The organism is Pseudonocardia abyssalis (assembly GCF_019263705.2).
Lineage (GTDB): Bacteria > Actinomycetota > Actinomycetes > Mycobacteriales > Pseudonocardiaceae > Pseudonocardia > Pseudonocardia abyssalis.
Genome location: NZ_JADQDK010000001.1, coordinates 918,464 through 929,388, shown reverse-complemented (window position 1 = coordinate 929,388; position 10,925 = coordinate 918,464). Strand labels below are relative to the sequence as shown.

The 10,925-nt window shown below is 72.5% G+C and carries 8 protein-coding genes; 3 read left to right on the top strand and 5 right to left on the bottom strand.

Annotated elements, in window-relative coordinates:
- Positions 1-21: 21 nt before the first annotated feature.
- The 5 genes from I4I81_RS04405 to I4I81_RS04385 all read right to left on the bottom strand — a co-directional run bounded on the left by I4I81_RS04405 (position 22) and on the right by I4I81_RS04385 (position 5,813).
- Entirely contained in the window at positions 22-1,323 is a 1,302-nt protein-coding gene (locus I4I81_RS04405; protein WP_218601870.1) for a GGDEF domain-containing protein, read from the bottom strand.
- Between the two features lie 81 nt (positions 1,324-1,404).
- Positions 1,405-2,676, bottom strand: coding sequence for a GGDEF domain-containing protein (locus I4I81_RS04400; RefSeq protein ID WP_218601869.1), 1,272 nt, complete (start codon positions 2,674-2,676; stop codon positions 1,405-1,407).
- A gap of 810 nt (positions 2,677-3,486) precedes the next feature.
- Positions 3,487-4,713: an MFS transporter gene (locus I4I81_RS04395; RefSeq protein WP_218601868.1), complete on the bottom strand. Its 1,227-nt coding sequence runs from the start codon at positions 4,711-4,713 to the stop codon at positions 3,487-3,489.
- Between the two features lie 57 nt (positions 4,714-4,770).
- Positions 4,771-5,385: a histidine phosphatase family protein gene (locus I4I81_RS04390; protein WP_218601867.1), complete on the bottom strand. Its 615-nt coding sequence runs from the start codon at positions 5,383-5,385 to the stop codon at positions 4,771-4,773.
- Between the two features lie 2 nt (positions 5,386-5,387).
- Positions 5,388-5,813, bottom strand: coding sequence for an HIT family protein (locus I4I81_RS04385; RefSeq protein WP_218601866.1), 426 nt, complete (start codon positions 5,811-5,813; stop codon positions 5,388-5,390).
- A 27-nt stretch (positions 5,814-5,840) separates the two neighbouring features.
- Here I4I81_RS04385 and I4I81_RS04380 point away from each other — a divergent pair, with 27 nt between their 5' ends.
- From I4I81_RS04380 to treY, 3 genes are all read left to right on the top strand, one after another.
- Positions 5,841-6,302, top strand: a complete 462-nt coding sequence (locus I4I81_RS04380) for a PPOX class F420-dependent oxidoreductase (RefSeq protein ID WP_218601865.1) — start codon at positions 5,841-5,843, stop codon at positions 6,300-6,302.
- Between the two features lie 64 nt (positions 6,303-6,366).
- A complete protein-coding gene (glgX, locus tag I4I81_RS04375) occupies positions 6,367-8,535 on the top strand; it encodes a glycogen debranching protein GlgX (protein WP_218601864.1) in 2,169 nt (722 codons plus the stop codon).
- Positions 8,536-8,600: 65 nt separating this feature from the next.
- A complete protein-coding gene (gene treY, locus I4I81_RS04370) occupies positions 8,601-10,907 on the top strand; it encodes a malto-oligosyltrehalose synthase (RefSeq protein WP_218601863.1) in 2,307 nt (768 codons plus the stop codon).
- The last annotated feature ends 18 nt before the right edge of the window (positions 10,908-10,925 follow it).

The following is a 10,925-nucleotide window of genomic DNA, read 5'->3' as shown; positions in this document are numbered from 1 at the left end:
GACGGTGACCCGTCGGCGCCGTCACGCCGTGGGGCGGCGCGGGGACGGCACGTGGCCGTCGGTGGCGATCCGGACGAGGTTGCGACCCGCGTCCTTCGCCGCGTAGAGCGAGGCGTCGGCGGCCCTGAGCACCTGGTCCAGCGTGGTGCCGTCGGTGGGGACGGTCGCGCCGCCGACCGAGACCGACAGCCCGGTGACGACGCCCACGCCGCCGGATGTGGCGACCCCCACGTCGAGCCCGGACACCCGGTGGCGCAGCCGTTCGGCGATCTCCCACAGCTCGGTGCGTCCGGTGCCGCCCGGCGGAAGGTCGGGCAGCAGCACCACGAACTCCTCGCCACCGAAGCGGCCGACGAGGTCCTGCTCCCGCACGCCCGCGCGCAGCTCCGCGGCCACCGCGGCGAGCACGTCGTCGCCCGCGAGGTGCCCGTGGGTGTCGTTGACGACCTTGAAGTGGTCGAGGTCGAGCATCAGGACACCCGCTCCGGTGCCCGAGTGGTGCGCCCGCCGGACGGCGCGCAGGGCCTCGGCCCGCCAGGCGGCGACGTTGAGCAGGCCGGTCTTGGCGTCGGTGCTCGCGTCCTGCTCCAACTGGCGTACGAGCACCGCGCGGTGCAGCACGAGGATCGGCGGGAGGACCAGCGCGACCAGGCCGGGCGTCGACGCGAGCGCCACGGCGGCCAGCGCACCCATGCACAGGGTGGCGACCTCCAGCGCGTTGTCGTCCCAGCGCCCGAGGACGTCGCGCAGCGCGACCCGCGGTCCGGTCAGCGCGATCGCCGCCCCGACCAGGACGGTGTTGACGAGCACGTAGGACACGACGGCCAGCCCCACCGCGACGACGACGGCCGGCCGGGTGGGGTCGGCGGGCAGCCCGCCCGCCAGCGCGACGACCTCGTGGGCCGCGCGCGCGGCCAGCAGCACCGTCGCGGTCGTGTAGAGGTGGCGGTAGAGCGGGATGCCGGCGGGGGCCCACACGCGGTGCCACAGGTGCAGGTAGACGAGCACCACGACGGTTGCGGCGAGCCCGGGCGGGAGCAACAGCGCGGCGGCGAAGGTCCAGACGGAGCTGAGGTCGAAGTACGAGTTCTCCGCCGCCCGGCGCCGGACCCGCTCGATCCCGGTGGCCAGCTCGGTGTGCACGACGCTCAGCGCCGTCAGCCCCAGTGCCAGCAGCAGCGGCCCACCGCCCGACGGCAGGGCCGCGATCCCGACGCCCGCGACGGTGATCGCGGCCAGCTCCACGGACAGCGCGAGGGTCACGAGACCGGCGCCCAGACCCCACAGGGTGCGGGATCCCGGTGCGGGTGACGGCTCGTCCACGCATCGAAGGCTAGTGAGCGGGGCACCCCGTGTCAGGGTGGCTGGAGTCGCACGACGGGGTGGAACACCTGCCCGTCGGAGTCACACTCCGTAACGGTGACCGGACGCGGGCTCCTCCGCGGCACAGGGCTGCGGGGCCGTCTGCCGGACGCCCATGCGTACGACGTTGCGCCCGGCGCGCTTGGCCGCGTAGAGCGCGGTGTCGGCCACCTGCAGCAGCTCGCGCAGATCGTGGCCGTCGTCGGGGTAGAGGGAGCAGCCGACCGACGCGCTGAGACCGGCGACGGTGAGCGGCCCGTCGGCGGTGGGCATCTCGACGCGCAGCTCGGAGATGCGGACCCGGATCCGTTCGGCGACGACCTGCATCTCGCCGCTGCCCGTGCCGGGGTCGCCGAGTGCGCCCAGCAACACGACGAACTCCTCACCGCCGAAGCGACCGACCAGGTCGCGGTCGCGCACCTCGGCGCGCAGGGTGTCGGCGACGGCGGCGAGGACGCGGTCGCCCGCGAGGTGGCCGTGGGTGTCGTTGACGTCCTTGAAGTGGTCGAGGTCGATGACCAGCACGGCCCGCGGCCCGGACCGGCGCTCGGCCCGGCGCAGCTCCCGCTCGGCCCGGGTGTGCCAGGCGGCGGCGTTGAGCAGGCCCGTCTTGCCGTCGGTGCTGGCCGCGACCTCGAGGTGACGCACGAGCACCGCCCGGTGCAGCACCAGCAGCGGCGGGAACACGAACACGACCAGCCACGGGTTGACCACCAGCACGGCCGCCGTGAGCGCGCCGAGGCAGAGCGTGGCGACCTCGAGGAGGTTCTCGTCCCACTCCCCCACGATCGAGGCGACGTCGGACTGCGGGGAGTTCACCGCGATCACGCCCGCCACGAGAGCCGTGTTGACGGTGAGGAAGACCAGCACGCCCAGAGCCAGCACGTGGAGGTCCCAGCGGTCACCGGTGCCGCCCGCCGTGACTGCGGCCATGACCCCGGACGTCGCCAGGCTGGTCAGCACCATCGTGGCCGAGCTGAACAGGTGCTTGAAGACCGGGTTGCGTGGCCGCGCCGACCTCAGCCACAGGTGCAGGTGGATCACGAACGTGCAGAGGACCGCGTAGATCGGCGGGAGCAGCACGATGGCCGCGAAGAACCATACCGAGCCGAGGTTGACGTGCACCTCGCCGTTGACCCGGCGCCGGATCTGTTCCACGCCGCGCGCGATCTCGGTGTGCAGCACGCCGAAGCCGATGATCAGCAGAACGTCGCGCACCGTGCGTCCGTCGGGTGCGGAACTGCCCGCCGCGAAAACGACGACGAGGGAGATCGCCGTGAACTCGACCGTCAGGATCGCCGCCGACAATCGCACGGGCAGATTCCAGATGGGCCATCGCGCGATGATTGCCGGCAGCCCGGGTCCGGGCGCCCGGCGCCCGGTGCTGCGGCCAGGACTCATCGGTCTCCTAGATCGACTCGGCGTGCGGTCCCGACGCTAGCCGAGTGCGGGAGCGGCGTCATCCCCGACCGCACCGATGCGCGGACAGGTTCCGTTCACTCCAAACCGACGCTCCAGTGGCTAGACCGAACGGCCCAACAACGTCGTCCATATGCAGTCCTTGCTCGCGGACGGGGTCGATGCGGCCGTCCGGTCGGCGACCCTGATCCCGTCCGCCGGCGACGGCGGACCCGGCACCGCACCCCGGCCGCAGCGGATCACCGCACACGGCGCGACCGGGAGCACGATCGGCGATCGGCGTCGATCCGACCAGGAAAGGAGACGCCCGTGACCGGCAAGGACTGGAACTGAGACCGCTCTTCACCGATTCTCGCGGATCAACGGGAAAGGAGAGGAAATGGGCAAGGACTGGAACTGAGACCGCCACCCCACACCCCACAACCCGAAAGGACCAGCCATGGGCAAGGACTGGAACTGACACCACCACCCCACACCCCACAACCCGAAAGGACCAGCCATGGGCAAGGACTGGAACTGACACCACCACCCCACACCCCACAACCCGAAAGGACCAGCCATGGGCAAGGACTGGAACTGACACCACCACCCCACACCCCACAACCCGAAAGGACCAGCCATGGGCAAGGACTGGAACTGACACCACCACCCCACACCCCACAACCCGAAAGGACCAGCCATGGGCAAGGACTGGAACTGACACCATCAGGCGACGGCGGGCTGGGGTCGCCCGACGTGGTCGGCCGCCGATGCGGACCGCCACGCGAGCGCCCCGCCGAGCGCCACGACCACACCCGCGGCCCCGCACACGGCGATGGCCGTGGACGGGGTCCAGAGGTCGGCGAGCACCCCGCCGGCCAACACCGCGACACCCTGACCCGCGACGATGCCGGACGCGGCGACGCCGATGGCGCGGCCGCGGATCGCGGTCGGGGTGGCCCGGACGAACGACGCCTGGGCCTGCATGACGTACGCGGTCGACGCCATCCCGGACACGCCGAACAGCAGGAGCGCGACCGGGACCCCGGGGACGAGCGCCACGAACAGCAGGGGGACGCCGGCGGCGACGGCGAGCGCGCCGATCAGGCGCGCCCGCCGCGCCGGCGAGACGAACCGCACGAACAGCCACGCCCCGAGCACGCTGCCCAGCGGGTCGGCGGCCATCAGGAACCCGACGACGGCGGGGCCGGCCCCGATCTGCGCGGCGTACGGGGCGGCCAGCGCCTCGGGCACGACGTAGAGGCCGACCATCCAGACGAGCAGGACCAGCGCGCGCCGCCGCGGGTCGGCGACGATGTCGGTGACCCCGGCGAGCAGGTCCCTGGCTCCGTCGCGCGACGTGGCGTCCGCGCGGGGCCGTCGCGCGAGCCCGAACCGGAACAGCACGCCCGCGACCAGGAAGGTCACCGCGTTCAGTGCCAGCGCCGACGACGGGCTGACCGCCGCGACGAGCAGACCCCCGGCGGCGAACCCGACGACCTGCGCGGTCTGCCCGGTGATCTGTGCGACGGCGAGTCCGCGCTCGTAGAGGTCACCGGGCAGCAGGTCGGGCAGCAGCGCGCCGCGGGCCGCCGTGTGCGGGGCGCCCAGCAGCACGACGACGACGAGCAGGCCGCACAGCACCGGCAGCGGGATCTGCGGGATCGCCATCACCCCGACCAACGCGGCCCGCGCGAGGTCGGTGACGGCGAGGACCTCGCGGCGCGGGAACAGGTCGGCGAGCCCGGAGAGGAGCACGCCGCCGACGATCGCGGGCAGGAACGTGAGCGCGTAGGTGGCGGCGGCCCACGCCGCCGACCCGGTGCGTCCGTAGACGAGCACGGCCAGTGCCACCCGCGCGAGCTGGTCACCCGCCACCGAGAGCAGGTCCGCCAGCCACACCGTGCGGTACTCCCGCACCGCGAAGACCTGCCGCAGCGTCCTGTCCGTCATCGGATCCCCCCGGACCGAGAGTAGGCAACCGTGCGCGCTGCGGCACCCCCAACCGGGTCAGTCGCTGCCCGCGGTCGGGGAGAGCAGGTCGGCGACGTGCGCGATCTCGTTGACCGTCCGCACCAGCCTGCGCCCGTCACGGACGGCGAGCACGCGACTGATCCCGGTGTAGTCGAGCGGGAACGCGAGCGGCCGGTCGATCCCGAGCAGGTGTGCCAGCCAGCAGTTGACGACGCCGGCGTGCGCGACGACCACGACCGTGCCGCGGCCCGGGTGCTCGGCGATGATCCGCTCCAGCGCGGCGACGACCCGGGCGGTGAACGCCGTCACGTCGACGCCCTCGGGCAGCAGCCCGTCGACGATCCGCTGCCAGCCGGCCGGGTCGACGACCGGCATCTCGTGCACCGGGACGTAGTGCGCGGAATCGGAGTCGTACTCGCGCAGGTCCTCGACGATCACCGGCTCGACCCCCAGCGCGGTGGCCAGCGGCGCGGCGGTGGCCCGGGCCCGGGCCATCGGGCTGGAGTAGAGCGCCTCCACCTCCTTCCCGACGGCGTCGACGACGCGCTGGGACTGCTGCTCGCCCCGCGCGGTGAGCGGCGGGTCGGCGACACCGCCCCCGCCGCCGTCGACGCGCTCGGGCAGGGCGTGGCGGACCAGTACCAGCTGCACCGTCAGGCCGGCACGTGGGCGCCGTGGCCCGCGTCGCGCAGGGCGGCGCGCAGGGCGTCGCGGTGGCCGTCCTGCTCGGCGGCGTCGACGGTCGCGGCGGCGTTCGCGAAGTCGAACGCCGCCATGTCGGCGGCCGGGAAGACGTGCAGGTGCAGGTGCGGCACCTCGAACCCGGCGACCAGCAGCCCGACGCGCGGCGGGGCGTAGACCGTGCGCACGGCCTCGCCGATCGCGTGGGCCACCGACGTGAGGTGCCCGAGCAGGCCCGCGTCGGCGTCGACCCAGTGGTCGACCTCGGCCCGCGGCACGACCAGCGTGTGCCCGGGGGCGAGTGGATTGATCGAGAGGAAGCCCACGGCGAGGTCGTCGGCCCAGACGAAGCGGCCGGGCAGGTCGCCGTCGATGATCTTCGTGAACACGGTGGTCATAGGAGGGACACACTAGCCTCCCCGATCATGGCCAGAACCATCGCGACGAACACGACCGTCGACCGCGAGGAGCTGCTCGAGTTCCTGCGGCCCCGCCACCACGTGATCCTGATGACACCCCGGGCCGACGGCTCGTGGCAGGGCTCCCCCGTCACCGCGGGCGTCGACCCGCAGGGCCGGATCGTCGTCGCCACCTACCCCGAGCGCGCGAAGTCGCGCAACGTCGCCCGGCACGGGAAGGCCTCGGTCGTGGTGCTGTCCGAGGAGTTCGACGGCGCATGGGTGCAGGTCGACGGCGACGCCGAGCTGATCGAGCTGCCCGACGCGGTGGAGCCGCTCGTCGACTACTTCCGCTCGATCTCCGGCGAGCACTCCGACTGGGACGAGTACCGGCAGGCGATGAGCGACCAGGGCAAGGCGCTGATCCGGATCACCCCGACGCGCTGGAGCCCGATCGCCACCGGAGGGTTCCCCGCGCGGCTCGCGTGAGGCGGGCCGTCGGCCCGTCCCGGTAACCTTCCTCCTTCGTCCCCCAACCGATTGAGAGATCCACATGCGGCCGTGGCCGGGTCACGCCTATCCCCTGGGTGCCACCTACGACGGAGCGGGCACGAACTTCGCCCTGTTCTCCGAGGTCGCCGAGCGGGTCGAGCTGTGCCTGTTCGACGACGCGGGCGAGGAGAAGAAGGTCCCGCTCACCGAGGTCGACGGCTTCGTCTGGCACGGTTACCTGCCCACGGTCGAGCCCGGCCAGCGCTACGGTTTCCGGGTGCACGGGCCGCACGACCCGGCGCGGGGGCTGCGGTGCAACCCCAACAAGCTGCTCATCGACCCCTACGCCAAGGCCCTCGACGGCCCGGTCGACTGGGACGAGTCCGTCTTCGGCTACCCGTTCGCCGACCCCACGGCCCGCAGCGACTCCGACTCGGCGCCGTTCGTGCCCAAGTCCGTCGTCGTGAACCCGTTCTTCGACTGGGGCTCCGACCGCCCGCCGAAGATCCCGTACAACGAGTCGGTCATCTACGAGGCGCACGTCCGCGGCCTGACCATCGCCCACCCCGACATCCCCGAGCCCCTGCGCGGCACCTACACGGGGCTCGCGCACCCGGCGATGATCGAGCACCTGAAGAACCTGGGCGTCACGGCCGTCGAACTCATGCCGGTGCACGAGTTCCTCAACGACCACCACCTGCAGGAGAAGGGCCTCTCCAACTACTGGGGCTACAACACCGTCGCCTTCCTCGCCCCGCACCACGCCTACGCGATGGGCAACGCCCGCCCGGGCAACCAGGTGCAGGAGTTCAAGGCGATGGTCCGCGACCTGCACGACGCGGGCATCGAGGTGATCCTCGACGTGGTCTACAACCACACCGCCGAGGGCAACGACATGGGCCCGACGCTGTCCATGCGCGGCATCGACAACCACGCGTACTACCGCGTCGTCGAGGACGACCCGCGCTACTACATGGACTACACGGGCACCGGGAACTCGCTCAACGTCCGCAACCCGCACACGCTGCAGCTGATCATGGACTCGCTGCGCTACTGGGTCACCGAGATGCACGTCGACGGCTTCCGCTTCGATCTCGCGTCCACCCTGGCCCGCGAGTTCTACGACGTCGACCGCCTGTCGGTGTTCTTCGACCTCGTGCAGCAGGACCCGGTGATCAGCCAGGCCAAGCTCATCGCGGAGCCGTGGGACGTCGGTCCCGGCGGCTACCAGGTCGGCAACTTCCCGCCGCTGTGGACGGAGTGGAACGGCAAGTACCGCGACACCGTCCGCGACTTCTGGCGCGGCGAGCCCGGCACGCTCGGCGAGTTCGCGCAGCGGCTCACCGGCAGCTCCGACCTCTACCAGAACGACGGCCGCCGCCCGTTCGCCTCGATCAACTTCGTCACCGCGCACGACGGCTTCACGCTCAACGACCTCGTGTCCTACAACGACAAGCACAACGAGGCCAACGGCGAGGACAACAACGACGGCGAGAGCCACAACCGGTCCTGGAACTGCGGCGTCGAGGGCCCCACCGACGACCAGGGCGTGCTCGAGCTGCGGGCGCGGCAGCAGCGCAACATCATCGCCACGATGCTGATCAGCCAGGGCGTGCCGATGCTGCTGCACGGCGACGAGCTGGGCCGCACGCAGAACGGGAACAACAACGTCTACTGCCAGGACAGCGAGATCGCCTGGGTCGACTGGTCGCTGGCAGGAAAGAACGCCCCGCTGATCGGGTTCACCGCGGGCATGGTCGCACTGCGCCACGCGCACCCGGTGTTCCGGCGGCGCCGGTTCTTCGCCGGCCGACCGATCGCGCCGCGCCGCCGCTCCGACCCGGCCGAGGCGCTGCCGGACATCGCCTGGTTCACCCCGAGCGGCGAGGAGATGACCGAGGGCGACTGGGACTCCGGCTTCGGCAAGTGCGTCACGGTGTTCCTCAACGGCGACGGCATCTTCGACGTCGACGCACGCGGGGAGCGGGTCGTCGACGACTCCTTCGTCATCGCGCTGAACGCGCACCACGAGGACATCGACGTCGTGCTGCCCGGGTCCGACTACGGCTCGCGGTGGGCCGTGGTCGTCGACACCACCTCCGGTGTGGTCACCACACTCGCCACGGCCCCCGGCATGGCCGCGGCCGACCCCGACACCGTCGGGGCCGGTGCCACCTACACCGTCACCGCCCGGTCGCTCGTGGTGTTCCAGCGCACCGAGGGACCCTGATCACCGAGGGCCGGATCACCCTCGCCGACCCGGCCGACGACGGGGCCGTCGGCTAGGTTCTCCGCGTGCCAGATGCTCGGAGAACCGCGGCCCCGTCGTCCACCTACCGGCTGCAGTTCTCGAAGGACACCACCTTCGACGACGCCGTCGGCCTGCTCCCCTACCTCGACGCCCTCGGGATCGGCGCGCTCTACGCGTCCCCGCTCCTGGAGTCCGGGGCGGGCTCCAACCATGGCTACGACGTCGTCGACCCGACCCGCGTGTCCGCCGAGCGCGGTGGTGAGGAGGGGCGTCGTCGCCTCGTCGACGCCGTCCGGGAGCACGGGCTCGGCTTCGTCCTCGACATCGTGCCCAACCACGTGGGCGTGGACGTGCCGAAGGCCAACCCGTGGTGGTGGGACGTGTTGCGCCTGGGCCGCGACTCCGAGCACGCTGCCACGTTCGACGTCGACTGGGCGGCGGGCCCGATCCTGCTCCCGATCCTCGGCGACGACTCGCTCGACGACCTATCCGTCGACGGCGACGAGCTGCACTACTACGAGCACGCCTTCCCCATCGCCCCCGGCACGGGCGAGGGCACCCCGCAGGAGGTGCACGAGCGGCAGCACTACCGCCTCGTGAACTGGAAGCGCGGCGCGGGCGAGCTGACCTACCGCCGCTTCTTCGACGTCTCCACGCTCGCCGCGGTGCGCGTCGAGATCCCGGAGATCTTCGAGAAGACCCACCGCGAGGTGCTGCGCTGGGTCGACGCGGGCGACGTCGACGGCATCCGCGTCGACCACCCGGACGGCCTGTCCGACCCCGGCGCCTACATGCGCCGCCTGCGCACGGCGATCGGGCCGGACCGCTGGCTGCTCGTCGAGAAGATCCTCGGCGTCGGCGAGGACCTGCCGCCGTCGTGGCCGGTGGACGGGACGTCGGGGTACGAGGCGCTGCGCGAGGTCCAGGGTGTGTTCGTCGACCCCGACGGCGCCGGCCTGCTCACCCAGCTCGCCGCCGAGCACACCGGGGGCAAGCAGAGCCTGCACGGGGCCGAGCACGACGCCCGTCGCGAGGTGGCGGGCACGATCCTGGCCGCCGAGGTGCGCCGGATCGCCGGGCTCGTGACCGGTGACACCGACCGCACCCGCGACGCCGTCGCCGAGCTGCTGTGCGGCTTCCCGGTCTACCGCTCCTACCTGCCCGAGGGCCGCGACTCCCTCGACACGGCCGTCTCCGTCGCCCGCACCCACCGCCCCGACCTCGCCGACGTCCTCGACGCGATCCGCACCGCGATGCTCGCCGAGCCCGGCGGTGAGCTGGCCACCCGCGTGCAGCAGACGTCCGGGATGGTCATGGCGAAGGGCGTCGAGGACACCGCGTTCTACCGCTGGAACCGGTTCGTCGCCCTCAACGAGGTCGGCGGCGACCCGTCGCGGTTCGGGGTCTCCCCCGGCGAGTTCCACACCGCGCTCGCCGTCCGCGAGGCGTCCTGGCCGTCGACGATGACCACCCTGTCCACGCACGACGCGAAGCGGTCCGAGGACGTGCGCGCCCGGCTGGCCGTGCTCGCCGAGATCCCCGGCGAATGGGCCGACCGCTTCCGCCGCTGGTCGGCCGCGCACCCGCTGCCCGACCCCTCGCTCGACCTGCTGGCCTGGCAGAACCTGATCGGCGCCTGGCCCATCTCGGTCGAGCGGATGGCGTCGTACCTGGGCAAGGCGTCGAAGGAGGCGAAGCTCGTCACCAGCCACGTCGAGGCGGTCGCCGAGGTCGACGAGGCCGTCGCCGCGTGGCCCGCCGCCGTGCTGGGCGACGCCGCGCTCGTCGCCGAGATCGAGGAGTTCGTCGCGCGCATCTCCGCGCCGGGACGGTCGAACTCGCTGGGCCAGAAGCTGCTCCAGATCGCCGGTCCCGGTGCGCCGGACGTCTACCAGGGCACCGAACTGTTCGAGTACTCGCTGGTCGACCCGGACAACCGCCGCCCGGTCGACTGGGCCGTACGCCGCGACCTGCTGGCCCGGCTCGACGACGGCCTGCTCCCCGACGTCGACGCCGAGGGGGCGGCGAAGCTGCTGGTCACGGCGCGGGCGCTGCGGCTGCGCCGCGACCGGCCCGGGGTGTTCGACGGCTACCGCGCGGTGCCCGCCCAGGGTCGCGCCGCCGCCCACGCGGTGGCGTTCGCGCGCTCGTCGTCGCTGGTGGCGGTGGCGACACGGCTGCCGGTCGGGCTCGCGGAGCGCGGCGGTTGGGGCGACACCGTCCTGCCCCTGCCCGACGCGGCCGGCGACTGGCACGACGTCGTCACCGGCACGCCCGTCGACGGATCCGCGCCCGCCCTGGCGGCGCTGCTCGCGCGGTACCCCGTGGCCCTGCTGGTGCGTCCGGCCTGACCGCACACGGCCGGACCG

What these genes read in the sequence shown, in the direction of transcription:
- I4I81_RS04395 (WP_218601868.1), bottom strand. Translation starts at nt 4,713, where the DNA reads ATGACGGACAGGACGCTGCGGCAGGTCTTCGCGGTGCGGGAGTACCGC.
- I4I81_RS04385 (WP_218601866.1), bottom strand. Translation starts at nt 5,813, where the DNA reads ATGACCACCGTGTTCACGAAGATCATCGACGGCGACCTGCCCGGCCGC.
- I4I81_RS04380 (WP_218601865.1), top strand. Translation starts at nt 5,841, where the DNA reads ATGGCCAGAACCATCGCGACGAACACGACCGTCGACCGCGAGGAGCTG.
- glgX (WP_218601864.1), top strand. Translation starts at nt 6,367, where the DNA reads ATGCGGCCGTGGCCGGGTCACGCCTATCCCCTGGGTGCCACCTACGAC.